16 protein-coding genes, 1 tRNA gene and 2 pseudogenes are annotated in these 17,807 nt (G+C 72.5%); 8 read left to right on the top strand and 11 right to left on the bottom strand.

Features of this window, described 5'->3' with window-relative positions; all coding sequences use genetic code 11:
* Positions 1 to 46 precede the first annotated feature (46 nt).
* Together IEZ10_RS33310 and IEZ10_RS33305 are read right to left on the bottom strand one after the other, a co-directional pair.
* Positions 47 to 1,210: a glycosyltransferase gene (locus tag IEZ10_RS33310; protein WP_189250494.1), complete on the bottom strand. Its 1,164-nt coding sequence runs from the start codon at positions 1,208 to 1,210 to the stop codon at positions 47 to 49.
* Positions 1,211 to 1,459: 249 nt separating this feature from the next.
* Positions 1,460 to 3,319, bottom strand: a complete 1,860-nt coding sequence (locus IEZ10_RS33305; RefSeq protein WP_189250493.1) for a SpoIIE family protein phosphatase — start codon at positions 3,317 to 3,319, stop codon at positions 1,460 to 1,462.
* A gap of 123 nt (positions 3,320 to 3,442) precedes the next feature.
* On the opposite strand from IEZ10_RS33305, the gene IEZ10_RS33300 reads away from it, so the two are divergent.
* A complete protein-coding gene (locus IEZ10_RS33300) occupies positions 3,443 to 4,168 on the top strand; it encodes an ANTAR domain-containing response regulator (protein ID WP_189250492.1) in 726 nt (241 codons plus the stop codon).
* A gap of 132 nt (positions 4,169 to 4,300) precedes the next feature.
* On the opposite strand, the gene IEZ10_RS33295 is transcribed toward IEZ10_RS33300, so the two are convergent.
* Positions 4,301 to 4,672, bottom strand: a complete 372-nt coding sequence (locus IEZ10_RS33295) for an STAS domain-containing protein (protein ID WP_179818235.1) — start codon at positions 4,670 to 4,672, stop codon at positions 4,301 to 4,303.
* 193 nt (positions 4,673 to 4,865) lie between these two features.
* Here IEZ10_RS33295 and IEZ10_RS33290 point away from each other — a divergent pair, with 193 nt between their 5' ends.
* From IEZ10_RS33290 to IEZ10_RS33280, 3 genes are all read left to right on the top strand, one after another.
* Positions 4,866 to 5,642 carry a SigB/SigF/SigG family RNA polymerase sigma factor gene (locus tag IEZ10_RS33290; protein ID WP_189250491.1) on the top strand — a complete coding sequence of 259 codons (777 nt, stop codon included), beginning with the start codon at positions 4,866 to 4,868 and terminating at the stop codon, positions 5,640 to 5,642.
* A 198-nt stretch (positions 5,643 to 5,840) separates the two neighbouring features.
* Positions 5,841 to 6,218 (top strand): ATP-binding protein, encoded by a 378-nt coding sequence (locus tag IEZ10_RS33285; RefSeq protein WP_229811896.1) that lies wholly within the window; start codon positions 5,841 to 5,843, stop codon positions 6,216 to 6,218.
* Positions 6,219 to 6,245: 27 nt separating this feature from the next.
* Positions 6,246 to 7,556: an NAD(P)/FAD-dependent oxidoreductase gene (locus IEZ10_RS33280; RefSeq protein ID WP_189250490.1), complete on the top strand. Its 1,311-nt coding sequence runs from the start codon at positions 6,246 to 6,248 to the stop codon at positions 7,554 to 7,556.
* Positions 7,557 to 7,649: 93 nt separating this feature from the next.
* On the opposite strand, the gene IEZ10_RS33275 is transcribed toward IEZ10_RS33280, so the two are convergent.
* The 4 genes from IEZ10_RS33275 to IEZ10_RS33260 form a co-directional block, all read right to left on the bottom strand.
* Positions 7,650 to 7,832 carry a hypothetical protein gene (locus tag IEZ10_RS33275; protein WP_189250489.1) on the bottom strand — a complete coding sequence of 61 codons (183 nt, stop codon included), beginning with the start codon at positions 7,830 to 7,832 and terminating at the stop codon, positions 7,650 to 7,652.
* 2 nt (positions 7,833 to 7,834) lie between these two features.
* Positions 7,835 to 8,563 carry a hypothetical protein gene (locus tag IEZ10_RS33270; protein ID WP_189250488.1) on the bottom strand — a complete coding sequence of 243 codons (729 nt, stop codon included), beginning with the start codon at positions 8,561 to 8,563 and terminating at the stop codon, positions 7,835 to 7,837.
* 5 nt (positions 8,564 to 8,568) lie between these two features.
* Positions 8,569 to 9,237 (bottom strand): hypothetical protein, encoded by a 669-nt coding sequence (locus IEZ10_RS33265; RefSeq protein ID WP_229811895.1) that lies wholly within the window; start codon positions 9,235 to 9,237, stop codon positions 8,569 to 8,571.
* Between the two features lie 254 nt (positions 9,238 to 9,491).
* Complete coding sequence (locus IEZ10_RS33260) at positions 9,492 to 9,926, bottom strand: helix-turn-helix domain-containing protein (protein WP_189250487.1); 435 nt, start codon at positions 9,924 to 9,926, stop codon at positions 9,492 to 9,494.
* Between the two features lie 114 nt (positions 9,927 to 10,040).
* Between IEZ10_RS33260 and IEZ10_RS33255 the strand changes: the two genes are divergently transcribed.
* A tRNA-Pro gene (locus tag IEZ10_RS33255) sits at positions 10,041 to 10,114 on the top strand.
* Between the two features lie 174 nt (positions 10,115 to 10,288).
* Here IEZ10_RS33255 and IEZ10_RS33250 read toward each other — a convergent pair.
* A pseudogene (locus IEZ10_RS33250) lies at positions 10,289 to 10,483 on the bottom strand (cupin domain-containing protein); the annotation flags it as partial.
* A gap of 333 nt (positions 10,484 to 10,816) precedes the next feature.
* A complete protein-coding gene (locus IEZ10_RS33245; RefSeq protein WP_189250486.1) occupies positions 10,817 to 11,383 on the bottom strand; it encodes a hypothetical protein in 567 nt (188 codons plus the stop codon).
* A 704-nt stretch (positions 11,384 to 12,087) separates the two neighbouring features.
* Between IEZ10_RS33245 and IEZ10_RS33240 the strand changes: the two genes are divergently transcribed.
* The 3 genes and pseudogenes from IEZ10_RS33240 to IEZ10_RS39450 all read left to right on the top strand — a co-directional run bounded on the left by IEZ10_RS33240 (position 12,088) and on the right by IEZ10_RS39450 (position 15,451).
* Positions 12,088 to 14,496 carry a glycoside hydrolase family 3 N-terminal domain-containing protein gene (locus tag IEZ10_RS33240; RefSeq protein WP_189250485.1) on the top strand — a complete coding sequence of 803 codons (2,409 nt, stop codon included), beginning with the start codon at positions 12,088 to 12,090 and terminating at the stop codon, positions 14,494 to 14,496.
* A gap of 3 nt (positions 14,497 to 14,499) precedes the next feature.
* A pseudogene (locus IEZ10_RS39455) lies at positions 14,500 to 14,862 on the top strand (family 43 glycosylhydrolase); the annotation flags it as partial.
* A 100-nt stretch (positions 14,863 to 14,962) separates the two neighbouring features.
* Positions 14,963 to 15,451, top strand: a complete 489-nt coding sequence (locus IEZ10_RS39450; protein ID WP_229811894.1) for a beta-xylosidase family glycoside hydrolase — start codon at positions 14,963 to 14,965, stop codon at positions 15,449 to 15,451.
* A gap of 191 nt (positions 15,452 to 15,642) precedes the next feature.
* On the opposite strand, the gene IEZ10_RS33230 is transcribed toward IEZ10_RS39450, so the two are convergent.
* On the bottom strand, positions 15,643 to 17,652 hold the full coding sequence (locus tag IEZ10_RS33230) for a family 43 glycosylhydrolase (RefSeq protein ID WP_189250484.1): 2,010 nt from the start codon (positions 17,650 to 17,652) through the stop codon (positions 15,643 to 15,645).
* Positions 17,653 to 17,704: 52 nt separating this feature from the next.
* Positions 17,705 to 17,807: cellulose binding domain-containing protein (locus IEZ10_RS33225; protein WP_189248764.1), on the bottom strand; the 103-nt coding region annotated here is incomplete at its 5' end.

Below are 17,807 nucleotides of genomic sequence, written 5' to 3'. Positions count from 1 at the left end.
CCCGAAGGGGACTCGGCGGGTGTCCGCCGGCGACGTCGGCGGCGGACTAGGCGGCCATCGCGTGCCGCGTGGCGAGCACGCCCTCGTACACCTGGGCGAACTCCTGGGCGATCCGCTCCCACGAGTAGCGCGAGCGGGCGCGGTCGGCGCCGGCGAAGCCGAGCGCGGTGCGGCGGGTGGGGTCGGCGAGCAGCTCACGGGTGAGCCGGGCGGTCTGCGCCGGGCGGTCGGCCGGCACCAGCAGGCCGGTCACGCCGTCGACGACGGAGTCGAGGTGGGCGCCCACCGCGGAGGCGATCACCGGCACGCCGCACGCCATGGACTCCAGAGCCACCGCGCCGCTGCCCGCCTCGCGCGGCAGCGACAGCACCACGTCGGCGCTGCGCATCAGCTTGGCCACCGTGGTGTGCGGCACGTGCCCGAGGAGCGTGACGCGGTCCTCCAGCCGCATCTCCTTGGCCAGCAGCGTCAGCCGGTGCGCCTCGGCGTCGTGCTCCAGCTCGGCGGCGGCGGGGCCGCCCGCGATGAGCAGCTCGGCGTCCGGGACGCCCTCCAGGGCGCGCAGCGCGGTGTGGACGCCCTGGCCGGGGGCCAGCGAGCCGACGTGCAGCAGGCGCGGACGGTTGCCGCGGGCCGCGGCCGGGCCCTGACGGCGGAAGCGCTCGACGTCGACGCCGCAGGGGATCACCGAGATCGCGTTGCGCGGCACGCCCAGCCGGATCAGCGTGGACTCCTCGTCGCCGCACCCGGCGACCACCGCGCCGGCCCGGCGGGCGATCGCGCGCTGCACGCGGATCTTCTTGGGGTCACGGGTACGGCAGGCGCCGAAGCTCTGCACGAGCGGAACGTCGAGGCCGTCCGCGCCGGCGATGGCGGCCAGCCCGCCGATCCAGGAACGGGCGTGGACGACGTCCGGGCGCTCCTGGTGCCAGCGGCGCATCAGCTGGTCGCCGAGGCGGGACAGGTGGGGCAGCAGGGCGTCTTCGGAGAGGTCCCCGGCAGGTCCGGCGGAGAGGTTCTCCACGGTGACGCCGGGGGAGACGCGGACGCGGTCCCGGTCGTCCTCGGAGGTCTTCCGGGAGTAAACGGTGACCTTGTGGTCACGACCGAGCTCACGGGCGACGGACAGAAGGTGCTCACGCTGCGAGGCGATGTCCGACCGGCTCTGAGAGGGAGACACGGTGTCGAAGGAGACGAATGCAATGTTCATGGCACACCTCTGGGAGGACGTATAGGCGTGGGGAGCCTGTGATTCCTTCAGGGGTGCCTGCGTCTTAGGCACTCATCTGTATGAGGAAAACCATACCCCTTTATCTGCCGAAGGCAAACCCGCCCTGCCGGGGCCGAACCGGGCCGCTCCCGGCCCGGCCGCCTGACCAGGTCTTCCGTCGGCCGGGATCACACCGTGCGCGGGACCAGGGCTCCGCCGCCGGGCGTCGGGCCGGGCGTCCAGCAGGGATCACACCGCGCGCAGGGCCAGGATGACGACCTCGTCCCACACCCGCCCGCCGGAGAAGGCGTTCCGGTCGTCCTCGATCGCCTTGACCACCGTGGCCGGCGCCTGCGCCACCGACCGGGCCAGCACGTCGGCCAGACGGTCCTCGCCGTACGGCTCGCCCTGCTCGTTCTGGGAGGCCACCAGCCCGTCGGAGTAGAACACCAGGGTCTGCCCCCTGGTGAGGGTGATCTCCTCGCCGAACATCTCCGCCTCGGGGTCGATGCCGAGCGGCACCCCGCCGCCGGCGGTGAAGCGCACCCCGCCGTCGGGCTGCAGCAGCGCGGCCGGGTGGTGCCCGGCACTGGCCAGCCTGATCTTGCGGCCCCGGACGAACCCGGCCGCCGCCATCACGAACATGCCGCTGTTCTGCGCGGTCAGCGCCTGGTTCATCTTGCGCAGGGCCTCGGCCGGCTCGGACTCCCAGACGCTCAGCACGCGCAGGCCGTTGCGGACCATGGCGGTGACCGCCGCGGCCTCCTCGCTCTTGCCCACCGCGCCGCCCAGGGCGAAACCCCACCCGTCGCGCACCGGGAAGGCGTCGTAGAACTCGGCGCCGACCGAGGAGGAGCCCGCGTGGTAGACCGCCGCGGCCTCGAAGCCCGGGATGTCCGGCAGGGCACGGGGGACCACGCTGGTGCGCAGCGCCTCGGCGGCCTGGAACCGCGTCTGGAAGTTGCGGCGGGCGCGCAGCGCCAGCCCGAGGTGGGCGCCGATCTCCTCCATCAGGCCGAGGTCGGCCAGCGTGAACGGCTCGCGGTCGCGCAGCCGTACCAGGGTCAGCGCGCCCAGCGCGCCCGCCTCGCCCTGGATCGGCACGATCAGCACCGACGCGGCGCCCATGACCCGCAGCAGCGGCGGGCCGCCCGGGACCGACCCGAGCAGCGTGTCGTCCTCCAGCATCTCGTGGACCACGCCCGACCCGCCGGTGAGCACGTGGGCGACGGCCGGCGCGGTCAGCGGGTTCAGCCCCTCGACCACGCGGACCAGATCGGTCACCGGCTTGTCGCTCGGGCCGAGCACGGTGGCCCGCCGGGGCATGCCGTCCCGGACCACGTCGGCGATCACCCAGTCGGCGGTCTCGGCCGCCAGCAGCCGGGCGGCCCGGGTGACGGTCACCGGCTGGCGCAGGCTCTCCTCGTCGAGCAGCAGACGGGTCATCCTGGCCAGCAGCTCCTGGCGGCGGGCGGAGGCCAGCATCAGCGAGGCGTCCGACCGGGCCACCGGCCCGGCGGGCGCGGTGGAGACCTGCGTCTCCAGCGGCAGGATCACGACCGCGGTCATCGCCTGCGGCTCACCCGGCATCGTCAGCCGGATCACCGCGAGCTGCACCGTGTGCGCCCGGCCCTGGTGGCTCAGCCGGGTCTGGAACGTCGCGGTCTCGCCGCCGCGCTGCACCGCCGTCAGATGCGAGCGGAACGCCGCCCGCCGCGAGACGTCCACGAACAGCGGGAAGGAGCGGCCGATCAGGTACCCCGCGGGGCTGCCCAGCATCCGGGAGGTCTCCGCGCTGATCCGCCGGACCACTCCGGAGCCGTCCAGCACCACCACGGGGACCGGGAAGGTGCGGAACACCTGCCGCAGCAGCTTCAGCTCGCGCTGCGAGCCGCTCTCCCGCTCCCCGGAGCGGCGGGGCGCCCTGCGCAGCTCGCGCAGGGACGCCTCCAGCAGCTCTCCGGCGGTGTCGAGCTCGGCGAGCGCCGCATCGAGTGTGGACCGGGGGTCGGCGGGGTAGGCGGACCTGGCCTCACGCAGGGAGGAGACCCTGGTCGTGAGCGCGTTCAGCGCGTGCTCCAGGGCCTGAAGGCCAATGGCGTCGGTCAATGCTCGTCCTCGTCAGTGGCCGTGAGGCGGGTTTCGTCGTAGACGGTACGCCACCCGGTGGGCCGAATCGATGCGCGGTCGGATAGTGGTTAAGTTAGCGACATCGGGAAGGGAAATCGCCCCATGGACATGGTCACACCTGTTCTCGCCCGAGACCTCGCGGCCCTGGGGCGGGTGAGCGAGGAGACGTCGAGCGAGAGCGTGCTGCGCGGCCTGACCGCGACCCTGGCGGGCGGGGTGCCCGGCTGCGCGGGCGGCTCCGCCGAGCTGTGGCGCCAGGAACGCCTCGTGGTGTCGGCCTCGCACAGCGAGCTGGTCGTGCTCGTCGACAGCGAGGACGACCTGGGGGAGGGTCCCTCCGCCGAGGCCCGCGCGACCGGCCGCCACGTGATCGTCCAGGACGTCCTGCGTGACTCCCGGTGGCCCGCCTACACCGGCATGGCGGTCCGCTTCGGGGTCCGCTCGGTCCTGGCCCTGCCGATCACCATCGAGCGCGCCGTCCTCGTCCTCGGCCTGTACGGCGTGCGGCCCGGCGTGTTCGCGGCCCGCAGCGTCCCGCCGCTGGCCGACATGCTCGCCGAGCAGGTGAATGTGGCCCTGGCCAACATGTGGGACTACGACGAGGTCCGCACCGACGCCGCCCAGATGCAGGAGGCGCTGGCCGGCCGGGCGATCATCGACCAGGCCAAGGGCATCATCATGAAGTCCAGCGGGTGCTCGGCCGAGGCGGCCTTCGACGAGCTGCGCCGCATCTCCCAGCACCACCAGGTGAAGGTGGTGGACCTGGCCCGGCTGCTGGTCGACGAGCACCAGCGCAACCAGCGCAACCGGCGCGAGGAGACCGGCTGACGGCACGGGAACCGGCCCGGGGCGTGTGAGGACCCGCCGGCGGCCCGCCGTACGGCCGCGGGCGTGCCGGGACCCTCCGGGTGTCCCGGAGCCGCGTCCACGGACATGGGCGCCTCCGCCCCGCGCCCGGCCTCAGCCGAAGGCGGCGAGCGCGTCGTCGATCGTGTCGTAGAGCGGCAGCCGCTGGGCCAGGCCGGTGATCCACATCACCTTGGTCTTGGCGTACTCCACCCCGATGAGCGCGAACTTCCCGCCCGCGCCGGTGCTGAGCTGCCAGTGGTGGACGATCAGGCCCAGCGCCCGGGAGTCCATGAAGGTCACCCCCGCCAGATCCAGTGCCATGTCAGGGCCGTGCTCGTCGAACTCGGCCGACAGGTAGTCGGCGAACTGGTCCCTGGTCGTCGCGTCCAGCAGGCCCGTCACCCGGATCACGTTGACCCCGTCGGCCAGCGCCGACGTCAGAGTCAGGGCTGACGCTCTCTCGCCGTTCTCCGACACCGTCACTCAGGTCCTCCTCGACATTCGATTAGCAACCTTACTGTTACCTGCGAGCGAGCAATACTCCCGGAATCGGGGTAATACTAGAACCGAGGTCCAGCAGAGGGCCTCGCCTCGAAGACAGGTCGAGGCGATGCCGTCTGCCCGGATACTGCTCCGCGCCGATGGCTTCGCCCGGCAGTTATACCAAGGAGCAGCGATGTCTGTTCAGGCCCTCGAAATCACCGACATGACGGCCGAGGATCTCCTCGCCGAGATGGCTTCCCCCGAGATCTCCGAGTACCGCGCCGAGCGCCTGCGCGAGCGCCTCGTCGAGATGCACCGGCCGCTCGCCATGGAGATCGCCCGCCGCTACCGCTACCGCGGCGAGCCGCTGGAGGACCTCCTCCAGGCCGCCTACGTCGGGCTGATGAAGGCCATCAACGGCTTCGACGCCACCCTCGGCCACCCCTTCCGCGGGTACGCCGTGGTCACCATGACCGGTGAGGTCAAGCGCCACTTCCGCGACCGCACCTGGGCGATCCGCGTCCCCCGCGTCTACCAGGAGCGCCGGGCCGAGCTGAACCGGCTCGTCGCCGACCTCAGCCAGGACCTCGGCCGCGCCCCGACGGTCGCCGAGCTGGCCGCCAAGATGAAGATCTCCGAGGAGGACGTCCTGCTGACCCTGGACGCCTCCGCCGCCTACAGCGCCCTGTCGCTCGACGCCCCCCTCGGCTCGGACGACGACGCGGCCGCGCTGGGCGACGTCATCCCCGACGAGGACGACGCCATGGGCGCGCTCGTGGACCGCGAGGCCGTCAAGCCGCTGATCGACAAGTTGCCGGCCCGGGAGAAGAACATCCTGCTCCTGCGCTTCTTCGGTAACATGACCCAGGCTGAGATCGCGGCGGAGTTCGGTATCTCCCAGATGCACGTTTCCCGTATCCTGCGGAAGGTGCTCGACCAGCTCCGCGCCGAACTGGTGGCGGAATGCTGAATACACCGACCCGCATCGGGCACCCAAGTCGGCGACGGCGTGGTGTGGCATAGGGTGCTTCTGGATGATCCCCGGATGCTGAGGACGATCGCGCGCTGGGACAGGGGAGGCGGATCTCGCGTGAACGAGGACGGTGCTCGTCCGGCTCGCTTCATGGCGGGTGACGACCGTTCCCGGCCGCGCCCCGACGGAGTCCCCGTGGCCGAGCTCGCCTTCTGCCTGCCCGACCTGCCCGACGTGCGCGACTTCGCCGCCGCCCACGCGCTGCGCGGCGGGATGCGCGAGGAGAACCTTCCCGACTTCCTGGTGGCGGTGAACGAGGTCGCCACCAACGCCGTGACCCATGGCCACACCACGGCCAAGGCCGTGCTGAGAATGTGGACCACCGGCCGCGCCCTCGTCGTGGAGATTCACGACGAGGGCCGGTGGTTCCCCACCGAGCCCCCCGGCCAGACGCCCCCCGGCCCGCACGCCACCAGCGGCATGGGGCTGTGGGTGGCCCGAATGGTCAGCCTGGACATGAAGTTCAGCACGGGAATGGCGGGAACGTTCATTACCATGACCTTCCCGATTTGAGAGGTTTTTCCGGGTACAAGCCGATTTATGACTGAAGCTCCCCGCATTCTGATCGTCGGCGGCGGATATGTCGGCCTGAACACCGCCCTGCGTCTGCAGCGCAAGCTTCGTCGTGGCGAGGCCCGCATCGCGGTCCTGGACATCGACTCCTACATGACCTACCAGCCCTTCCTGCCGGAGGCGGCGGCCGGCAACATCGAGCCGCGCCACGTCGTCGTCTCCCTGCGGCGGGCCCTGGACAGGTGCGCGATCGTCAACGGCATGGTGACCGGCGTCGATCCCGTGAGCCGTACCGTCGACCTCCGCCCGCAGCTCGGGCCGGTCCGCGTCATGGAGTACGACATCCTCGTCTACGCGCCGGGGTCGATCTCGCGGCTGCTGCCCATCCCCGGCCTCGCCGAGTGCGGGATCGGCTTCAAGAGCCTGGAAGAGGCCATCCACCTGCGCAACCACGTCCTCGGCCAGCTCGACCTGGCCGAGTCGACGAGCGACCCCGAGATCCGCGGCAGGGCCCTGACCTTCGTCTTCGTCGGCGGGGGGTACGCCGGCGTCGAGGCGCTCGCCGAGCTGGAGGACATGGCCCGGTACGCCTGCCGCTACTACCGGACGATCCAGCGCGGCGACATGCACTGGGTCCTGGTGGAGGCCACCGGCCGCATCCTGCCCGAGGTGGGCCCCGAGATGGGACTCTGGACGCTCCAGGAGCTCCGCGCCCGCGGCATCGACGCGCGGATGGAGACCCTGATGAAGTCCGCAGAGGGCGGCCACATCGTGCTCAGCGACGGCACCGAGCTCGACTCCGACACCCTGGTGTGGACCGCCGGGGTCAAGCCGAACCCCCTCAACCAGTCCAGCGGCCTGCCGCTCGACGAGCGGGGCAGGATCAGGGCGACCGCCGAGCTCGTCGTCGAGGACCACGGCGGCGTCTTCACCGCCGGGGACTGCGCCGCCGTACCCGACCTCACCAAGCCGGGGGAGATGTGCGCGCCCAACGCCCAGAACGCCGTACGGCAGGCGCGCACGCTGGCCGACAACGTGGTGGCCGAGCTCAGGGGCGGGCCGCTGAAGGTCTACCGGCACGCCTACGTCGGCTCGGTGGCCGGTCTGGGATTCGGCAAGGGGGTCGCGCAGATCTACGGCCGTAAGCTGCACGGGCTGCCCGCCTGGGTGATGCACCGCGCCTACCACCTCGCCCGGGTGCCGACCTTCGACAAGAAGGTCCGCGTCCTCACCGACTGGACCCTCTCGTTCCCGTTCCGCAGGGAGGTCGTCTCGCTCGGCGCGCTGAGCCGCCCCCGCGAGGAGTTCGAGCGCGCCGCCCGGTCGGGCCCGCGCTGAGGCTCCGTCCGCTCCGGCGGCGCCCCCTCTCCGTTCGGCCCCGTACGGCCCCGCCTGGCCCTGCCCGGCTGCGCGGGACCCCGTGGGGCCCGCTCAGTGCCGGCGGCGCCAGGCCTGGCTCCATGCCCCCGGCGTTCCCACCCCCGCCTGGTGCAGCGCGAGGAGGAGCAGCGCCAGCACCAGGAAGGCCGGGCCGCCGACCCCGGCGATCCGGCCGTCGGCCAGGCCGAGCAGCAGGCCGAGGACGAACACGATTGCCGCGGCGATCGCGAACATGGTCACCTCGTCCCGGAAGACAGGTTCAGCAGCTGCTCCAGCGTCGCCCGGTAGTCGCGCAGCGCGGTGCGGAGCCGCTCGGTGTCGTGCTCGTCGCCGTCCCACCGCTGCCTGAGCGAGGCCGTCCTGCGCTCCAGGGCGGTCCGCAGCGAGCCGACCAGCTCCTCCAGGAGGGCGTCGGCGCGGGTGACCGAGTCGCGCGGGTCGTCGACGAAACCGACCTGGACCTCCTGCCAGCGCCGCCGGATCCCGTCGGCGTCGTGCTCGAACAGCGGGCCGCCGCCGGTGGGGGAGTGGCCGTCGTCACGCGCGGGGGAGGGGCCACCGGGAGCGGGGGAGGGGACACCGCGCCCGGGAAGAGGCGCACCGTGTGCATCAAGCGCACCGTGCGCACCGTGCGCACCGGGCACGCCGTACGCCGCGGTCACCGGGGAGGGCGCACCGGAGCCGCCGGGCGCGTCACCGGGCCGGTCGGTGATCACCGCGGTCGGGGCGGTGTCGTCGTCGGCCAGGCCGTCGCGGGCCGGGTCGTCACGGCGGCCGGCGACGAGCCGGTCACCCGGGAGCACGCCGGCCGGGGAGGCTCCCTCCTGCTCCGGCGGCCCGGCGGGCGCGCCGTCGGCGGGCCGGGCCGTTTCCTGCCACGCGGTCTCCTCCCGGACCGTCTCCTCCCGGGTCTCGCCGGTCCCGTGGACCAGCCGGTCCTTGATCCGTTCGAGCTTCTCGTTCATCGCGGTCACCGTCCCCGGGTCTCGTGGCGGTCGATCCGGTCTTCGGCGGCGGCGTCCGCCCGGTCCGGTCTGGAATGACCGTCATGGGCGGTTTCCGCCCGGTCCGTTCCGGCGTGCGGTGCGGGACGGTCGCCGTCGGGGCCCCCGGTCGAGAGGAGCTCCTCGAACAGGACGCGGTAGTGCACCATCGCCTGGCGCAGCTCCTCGGTGGACGCCTCGGTACGGGCCGCGCGGTTGCTGATCTCGTGGGCCTGCCGGTAATGGTCGAGGGTGCGGCCGTGCTCGACCGACAGGTCCGAGAGCCGCTGCTGGAAGTCGTCGGTCGGGTAGCCCCGCTCCGCCATCACGGACGTCACCAGGTGGTCGGCCTCGGTGACCGCGAACCCGGGGGCGTCCACGAACCGCTCCTGGACCTCCGTCCACTTCCTGGCGTAGGCGTCCCGCGTGCCCGGGTCGAGCGGCCGGATGTCGAGGGAGCTGAAGCGCTGCTCGCGGGCGAGGAGCTCCTGCTCGGCCTCCTGGCGGCTTTCACGCTCGCGAACGGCGCGATCGTACTCCGGGCCGAACCGGTCGCGGAGTCGCCGCCTGCGCTGCTGCCCCGTCATGAAGTAGCCGACTGCGATGATCGCCACCACCGCGACCGCGATGACGACCACCCAGATCACGGTGGACATACCTGCCTCCGGTTGTATAGCGGTTGTTCTCGTGCGCTGCCCCCGGGGCAGACCTCGAAACCGCTCGGAGATGTCCGTGACTCACCGTCGATGACAGCTTTGTGCGATGTTCCGGGAAGCTTTGTCCGGCACGAGGATTCCGCCGGTCCCCTGCGGCTTTTGCCCCGGTTCGCCGCCATCGGTCCTCCGGCCTCCCCGGGTGCCGCGCGTCGCCGCCATCGGTCTTCCGGCCTATCCGGTGCCGCGCGTCGCCGTTACCGGTTCTCCGGCTTCTCCAGCGCCGCGCGGACCTCGGCCAGCAGGCCCTCGACGAGCGACCGCCCCGGAACGGCGGGCACCTCCGCGAATCCCCGCCCCGGCTCGTAGGCGATGTCCAGGCCGCCGGACACCAGCCGGTCCGCCCAGCGCAGCGCGGTGTTGAGCTTCTCCGCCGGGATCGCCCGCCCCTGCGCCGCCGACGACAGGTTCCGCAGGTTCGTCGCCGGGCCGGACTGACTGTGGGCGCGGTCGAGCTTCCACGGGATCGCGCGGGAGTGGTCGAGCATCGGCTTGGACAGCCCCGCCGCCCGCTTGGCCTGCAGGATCCCGGACTCGCTCACCCCGAACCGGGAGGCCAGCTCCGCGTTGGACAGCCCCTCCGCGACCAGCCTCCGCAGCTCCCGCTGGTCGATCACCGCCTTGCGTCCCACCCGTCCCTCACTTCTCATCCGTCCGCCCGCGTACGGCGGGCACCGTCGTGTGCGCATGTCCGTCAGATCTGCGCTAAGGTTATGACGTCCCGCCCGAGAGGGCGCCGGACATACCGGGACGTAGCGCAGCTTGGTAGCGCACTTGACTGGGGGTCAAGGGGTCGCAGGTTCAAATCCTGTCGTCCCGACGGTATTAGGGCAGTTCAGGGCCACAGTTCCCAAAATTGGGAATTGTGGCTTTTCTGTTGTGTCACCCGCTGACCCGGCCTTCGTCGATCCCGGACGAGGCCGTGGACCGGCGGGCCGCGGCCTCCGCGCGGCGAGGCCCGCCGCGGACGCGGACGCGGAGTCTCCGGCCGAGCTCACCGCCGGTTCCCGGCCTGAGGTGACCGACGAGGGCCGGCGCGTACGTGCGAACGCACCCCTTGCAGGCCGAACAGGATGAGAAGCTCGACCACGCCGCCGTCGGCGCTGCCCAGCCAGTGCGGCAAGGACGTGTCGAACTCGGCCGCCTCACCGGGCGGCAACGTCAGGTCGCGCTCGCCGAGCACGAGCCTGCTCGGCCTGCTCAACCACCTGACCTTCGTCGAACGCTCCACGTTCCTCGGGGACGACGTCGCCGACTGGCGGGCGACGTTCCGGGCCGCACCGGCCGACAGCGTGGCCGATGTCCTCCACCTGGCCCTCCGGCGGGTCCTCCGCCCGGGTCGGAGCGGCCGGCCGCGAAGTGGCTGTGCGCGATGTCGGCGACCGTTCGTGTTCCCGTGGGCGGCCGGTTCCGCGGGACCGGCGAGCCCGCGCCGGACGGCCGTGTTCGCGCGGGTCGCCGTTCGCGGAACCCCTGGCAGAGCCTGCCGGTCGTGCGAGGAGTTCCGCGAGACCGGCCGGTCCTAGTTGGTGCAGTCCTGGTTCTTCAGGGCCAGAGTCAACTCGTAGACCTTGCCTCGGTCCGACAGGAAGTAGTAGAGGGCCTTCGGGTTGCCGGGAACGGCGGCGACGGGGTAGTTGCCCGTGGTGTCGAGCCGGGGGTAGGCCTTCTTGACCTGCTTCATGGTGGAGCCGATCGTGATGCCCTCGGGCGTCTTGGCGCCCTTGGGCGCTGCGATGAGGGCGACCCCCAGTTTCTTGGAGATGTAGAGGCCCACGCTGTCGCGGCCGGTCGGGTGCGCCTTGAGATCCCACCCCGAGCACTGACTCGCGCCGCGCTTTCTTACGATCTTGCGGGTCGCCTCGGCCTGCTTGGGAGTCATCCCGAGCCGCACCCCTCCGTAGCCGTACGGGCCGAACCTGCCGCTCGCACCGGCGGTGGCGCCGGCGGCCGTGTCGGCGGACGTCGTGGCCGCGCTCGCCGCCGTGACGCCGGTCAATGCGATTCCCGCGGCGAGCGCCGCCGCGATGGCCGAGCGTCCCAGCCGGACCACCTTGTGCTTGCGGATTCCTCTGTGACCGTTGTTCATGCCGTATTGGACTGCCGCCCGGCCGGAAAAGTTCGCCGCGGGTCACCGACCGGTCGTCTCAGCGGTACGGAAGGAGGCGAACGGTCATCGTGCCGCCGTTCCCCGCCGCGTGAGGACGGCGGCGCCGACCGGCTCGGCGGTGTCGCGGCAGATGGTGAGCGGCCGCGGTGTTCCGGACGGGTGGGCCGGCTCTGCCGGCGCGGTCATGGCCGCGGTCCGACGCCGGGATCGCACCGGGATTCTTTGAAACTTTCAGTGATGTTACGAAAGTTTATTGACCGCTCCGGGACTCGCACCTATGGTTTCGAGTTGACGATCCGCAGGGCTCTGGAAATTCACCGAAGATCATCTATCGGCCCGGCCCTGCCGACGCCGCGGCCCCGAGCGCATCCCGGTGAGGGCCGCGACCCCCGGCGATGGGCGACCCCTTTCGCCGCCCCGACGCCGATCCCCAGGAGCATGCATGGAACGCCCCTCGCGCCCCCGGCGCCGTACGGCCGGGCTCGCAGCAGGGCTCCTTTCACGCCGTCCTCCCGCCGCTCGTGCCGTTCGTCCTCGCCGGACGGCGCGTGGTGACCGGGACCATGGGCGGCACCTGCAAGGGCCGGGCCGGCGATCCGCGACGAGCACCAGGTGACCCGCGACAGACCGGATCCACGGCAAGCACCGGGCGACCCGCGGCGGAACCAAAGGGAAAGGACGATATGAGATCCGTGGACGCGCTGAGCACCGAGCCCTGGCGGGACGCCGGGCGCCCCGCCGGCGAGCGCGCGGAGGCCCTGCTGGCCGAGATGACGCTGGAGGAGAAGGTCGCCCAGCTCGGGTCCGTCTGGCTGAACCCCCCGGCAGCCGCCTCCGAGGCGGCGGCCGAGGGAGCCGTCCGGCCGGACGTCCCGGCCACCGGTCGGGAGACGGCGGCCGGGAACGTCGCCCCGCTGCAGGACCTGTTCACCCGGGACGACGCCGACCTGGACGAGCGGATCCGCGACGGCGTCGGGCACCTCACCCGCGTCTTCGGCACGGGCCCCGTCAGCCCGGCCGAGGGCGCGGCCGCGCTGCGGAGGCTGCAGGAGCGGGTGGTCGCCGCCAACCGGTTCGGCATCCCCGCGATCGCGCACGAGGAATGCCTGACGGGGTTCGCGACGTACGGCGCGACCGCCTACCCCACGCCGCTGGCCTGGGCCGCCGCCTTCGACCCCGCCCTGGTCGAGCGGATGGCCCGGGCGATCGGGGACGACTTGCGCTCGGTCGGCGTCCACCAGGGCCTGTCACCGGTCCTCGACGTCGTGCGCGACCACCGGTGGGGCCGGGTGGAGGAGACGCTCGGCGAGGACCCCTACCTCGTCGGACAGCTCGGTGCGGCGTACGTGCGCGGCCTGGAGGGCGCCGGGATCATCGCGACGCTCAAGCACTTCGCCGGGTACGCCGCCTCCCGGGCGGGCCGCAACCACGCCCCGGTCAGCATCGGCCCCCGGGAGATGGCCGACGTGATCCTCCCGCCGTTCGAGACGGCGATCCGCGAGGGCGGCGCCCGGTCGGTGATGAACTCCTACACCGACGTCGACGGCGTGCCGGCCGGCGCGAACCCGGACCTGCTGCGGCGGGTGCTGCGCGACCGGTGGGGGTTCGACGGCACGGTGGTGGCCGACTACTGGGCGGTGCCGTTCCTCGCCACGACGCACCGCGTCGCCGAGGACGAGGCGCACGCCGGCGCGACCGCGCTGCGCGCGGGCATCGACGTGGAGCTGCCCGACACGGTCTGCTACGGCGCCCGCCTGGTGGAACAGGTGCGGACCGGCCGCGTGGAGGAGCGGCTGGTCGACGAGGCGGTGCGCCGGGTGCTGCGGCAGAAGATCGAGCTGGGCCTGCTGGACGACGCGCCCCTCGTCCCGGAGGACGCCGACGCCGCCGACCTGGACAGCCCCCGCAACCGCGGCCTGGCCCGCGCGGTGGCCGAGCGGTCCGTCGTGCTGCTGAGCAACCCCGCCGGGATCCTGCCCCTCGACGCCGGGACGACCGCGCGGATCGCCGTCATCGGCCCGTGCGCCGACGACCCGCGGACCCTGCTCGGCTGCTACGCCTTCCCCAACCACGTGCTCGACCGCTTCCCCGGCCACGGGATGGGCCTGCCCGTCGCGACCATCCGGGAGAGCCTCGCATCGGAGTTCCCCGGCGCGGACCTGGGGTACGCGCGCGGCGCGGAGGTGTCCGGCGACGACACCTCCGGGATCGCCGGGGCCGCCGCCCTGGCCGCCGGATCCGACCTCGTGCTGCTGTTCGCCGGAGACCGGGCCGGGCTGTTCGGCAACGGCACCTCCGGCGAGGGCTGCGACGCCGCCGACCTGCGCCTGCCCGGCGTCCAGCCGGAACTCGCCGAGGCCGTCCTGGCCACCGGGACGCCGGTCGTCCTGGTCGTCGTGTCCGGGCGGCCGTACGCGCTGGGCGCCTACCAGGACAAGGTCGCCGCCGCCGTCCAGGCGTTCTTCCCCGGGGTGGAGGGGGGTTCCGCCGTCGCCGGCGTGCTCAGCGGCCGGGTGAACCCCTCCGGCCGCCTGCCCGTGCAGGTGCCGGCCTCGCCCTCCGTCAACCCCTCGACCTACCTGCAGGCGCCGCTGGGCCTGCGGACGGACGGCGTGTCCGCGCTCGACCCGACGCCGGCGTTCCCCTTCGGGCACGGCCTGTCGTACACCACCGTCCGGTACGGCGCGCTCACCGTCTCCGCGCCCGCGTGCCCGACGGACGGGGTCGTCCAGGCCCGGGTGACGGTCGGCAACACCGGCGACCGGCACGTCGAGGAGGTGGTGCAGCTGTACGCCTCCGACCCGGTCGCGCAGGTGACCCGGCCGGTCGCGCAGCTCGTCGGCTTCGCACGCGTCGCGCTCGAACCCGGCCGGACGGCCGAGGTGGTCTTCGAGGTGCCGGCGGACGCCTTCTCCTACACCGGCCCCGACCTGCGCCGCATCGTCGAGCCGGGCGTGATCGAGCTGACCGCCGGGCCGTCGGCCGCCGACCGCCCGCTGCGGGCCGAGGTCCGGCTGACCGGCGAGACCGTCGTCCTCGGCGCGGACCGGCGCCTGACCACGCTCGTCCACCTCGCGGAAGGGACCCGCTGACCTGTGCGGACGTATGGCAATCCGGTCATCGGCGGGTTCCACCCGGATCCCAGCGTGTGCCGGGTCGGTGAGGATTACTACCTGGTCTGCTCCAGCTTCGAGTACTTCCCGGGCGTCCCGATCTTCCACAGCCGGGACCTGGTGCACTGGCGCCAGATCGGCAACGTGCTCGACCGGCCCTCCCAGCTCGACCTGCCCCCGGACGTGCCGGCCTCCGGCGGGATCTACGCGCCCACCATCCGCCACCACGACGGCCTGTTCTACATGATCACGACGAACGTGAGCGGCCGGGGCACGTTCCTCGTCACCGCCGAGCGCGCCGAGGGCCCCTGGTCGGACCCCGTCTGGATCGACGTGCCGGGCATCGACCCCGACCTCGCCTGGGACGACGACGGCGACTGCTGGTGCGCCGTCTCCGGCACGCGGGTCGCCCGGACCGACCCTGGACCGTCCGGGTCACACCTTCGTGGGGCGGCGCCAGCAGCACCACGACTGCCGCGCCGCCGTACGCCTCGACCCGGGATCGGGCCGCGCGGGCCTGTCGGTGCGGCTCGACGAGGCCCACCACTACGACGTCGAGGTCCACGACGGGCAGGCGTCCGTGATCGCCAGGATCGGCCCGGTGCGGCAGCGCGTCGCCGGTCACCCGGTGCCGGCCGGACCGCTGACCCTCGCCGTCGACATCCGTACGGCCGGCGTGCTGCCCCCGGCGGTGACCCGGACGGGAGGGGCGGACGATGGGCCGACCGGCGCCGGCGCGCACGGCCCGGACACCATCGCCTTCTCCGTCCACCTCGGGGAGGAGCGCCTGCTCCTGGCGGAGCTGGACGGCCGGTACCTGTCGACGGAGGTCGCGGCCGGCTTCACCGGGCGCGTGATCGGCATGTACGTGACCGAGGGCGGCGCGGTCTTCGACCGGTTCGACTACGAGGGAGGCCGTGACCTGCCCGGCTGACGCCGCCCACGCGGCGGACGCCGGGATCGGGGCGGAGACCGGGGATCCCGGGACCGGTGGCGGCGGGGGCCGTCCGGGCCGGGCCCTCCGCCTCGGCGCGTCCCCACGATGACCGGCCGGAACCGGCGGCCCCCCGGCGGCCCCCGGAGGACGCGCGCCGCGTCCTCCGGGGGCCGCCGGGGGTGACGGTGTCAGGGCGTGGTCAGGTCGAACCGGTTGACGGTGACCGCGCCGCCGAGGGACTGGGTGGCGTAGTTGAAGATGGCGTAGCGGTAGCCCATGAAGAACTGCCAGGCGTTGCCCATCGTGAAGGCCGGCCCGAAGGAGGTGAAGGTCACCCCGTCGGTGCTGTAGGAGAACTTCGCCTGCCGGCCGCTGCCGGGCCGGATGTCGGCGTTGACCCGCAGCCAGATCCGCCCGCCGGAGACCGCGGTGGAGGCGACCTCGGTGCCGGTGGAGGTGGTCTGCCAACTGCCGTTCATCGTCAGGTTGTTGGTCACGACCAGGCGGGTCTGGCCGTTGTCGCGTCTGACGCCGATCCAGGCCGAGGAGTCGCGGAGCATCGCCAGCCCGGCCCGGTCACCGTCGCGCATCGCCGAGTGGTCCAGCTGGATCGTCGCCGTCGAGGACGGGCCCAGGATGCGGTGGGTGAGGGTGTTGCGGGCCGAGTACAGGTCATTGGTCACCGTGGCGGTCTGCAGCCGCAGCCCGTTGTTCACGCTGTACCTGGTGGTGTCGGGGTTGTGGTTCCACTCCCACTCGGGGCCGAGCCGGGTGCCGGCGAAGGTGTCGGTCCCGGTGGGGGGCTTCACCTGCCGCGGCGGGCGCGGCACGTTCGGGTAGGGGTAGGAGCCGCCCCAGGCGCCGTTGACCGTCTGCACGGTCGGCCAGCCGTCGGAGGTCCAGGTGATCGGCGCCAGTACGGGGATCCGCCCGCCGGGGTAGGCGTCCTGGAAGGCCATGTAGTACCAGGCGCCGTTCTGGGTCTGCACCAGCCCGCCCTGGTGCGGCACGCCGCCGCCGGAGACCGGGCCGGGCATGTTGAGCAGCACCTGGCGCATCTCGTACGGGCCGAACGGGCCGTTGGTGGACTTCAGCACGTACTGGCCGTTGGCCGGGCGGGTCAGGAAGATGTAGTAGGCGCCGTTGCGCTTGTACATCCGCGACCCCTCCAGCGTGCCCACGCTGGACGGTGTGGAGAACACCTGCTGGCTGCGGACCTCGGTCTTCCCGTCGGCGGACAGCTGGGCCACGCTGATCTGGGTGTTGCCGTAGGCGACGTACATCGTGTCGTTGTCGTCGACCAGCAGCCCGGCGTCGTAGTAGCACTTGTTGATCGTAGTGTGCCGGTTCCACGGGCCCTCGGCGGAGGTGGCGGTGTAGATGTGGGTCTTGCTGAAGTCGACGCAGCCGCCCCAGTAGAAGGTCCTGTTGCTCTTCCGGTAGTTCAGGAACGACGCCCAGATCCCGTTGACGTACGCGCGCCCGCCGTTCAGGTCGTACTTCGACCCGAAGTCCAGCTTGGGCACCGAGTGGCCGGCGTACTCCCAGTTGACCAGGTCGTAGGAGCGCAGGATCGGCGCGCCGGGCGAGTAGTGCATCGTGGAGGCCGAGTAGTAGTAGGTGTCGTCGACCCGGAAGACGTCGATGTCGGCCAGGTCCTGCCACAGCACCGGGTTGGAGAACGTCGACGACGGCGGCCACGGCCCGTCCGTGGGACCGGTCGACGGGCTGGTGCTCGGCGAGGGACCGGTGCTGGGACTGGTGCTCGGGCTCGGCGAGGGGTCGACGGTGCCGCCGCAGACGGTGCCGTTCAGCGCGAAGCTCACCGGCGCCGGGTTGGAGCCGGTCCAGCTTCCGTTGAACCCGAAGCCCGCGCTGCCGCCGGTGGGGATGGCGGCGTTGTAGTCCACGTTGGACACGGTGACCTGGGAGCCGGACTGGGTGTGGGTGCCGTTCCACAGCTGGGCGACGGTCTGCCCGGCGGGGAACGACCAGGTCAGCTTCCAGCCGTTGACCGGATCGCCCAGGTTGTCGATCGTCACGTTGGCTCCGAAGCCGCCGGACCATTCGTTGGTCACGGTGTAGGTGACCCGGCAGCCCGCGGCGGCGTGGGAGGAGCCGGCCGTCGCGATTCCGAGGGCGCCGAGCGCCACGGCGATCACGGCCGCGAGCCGGCGCCGATGTCGGCTGAAGTGCATTGATGTCTCCTGGGAGGTGGGGGCTCGTCGCAGGGGGTCGTCGGTCGTCGGGTCAGGAGAGGGTGCAGGCGGCTCCGTTGAGGGTGAACGCGGTGGGCTTGGCGGTGTCGCCGGTGTGGGTGGCCTGGAAGCCGATCTCGGTGGAGGCTCCGGGT

Source organism: Streptosporangium pseudovulgare, from assembly GCF_014648055.1.
In the GTDB taxonomy this organism is placed as follows: domain Bacteria; phylum Actinomycetota; class Actinomycetes; order Streptosporangiales; family Streptosporangiaceae; genus Streptosporangium; species Streptosporangium pseudovulgare.
The sequence above is the reverse complement of the archived record's forward strand: the minus strand, read 5'-3'. Positions and strand labels throughout refer to the sequence as shown.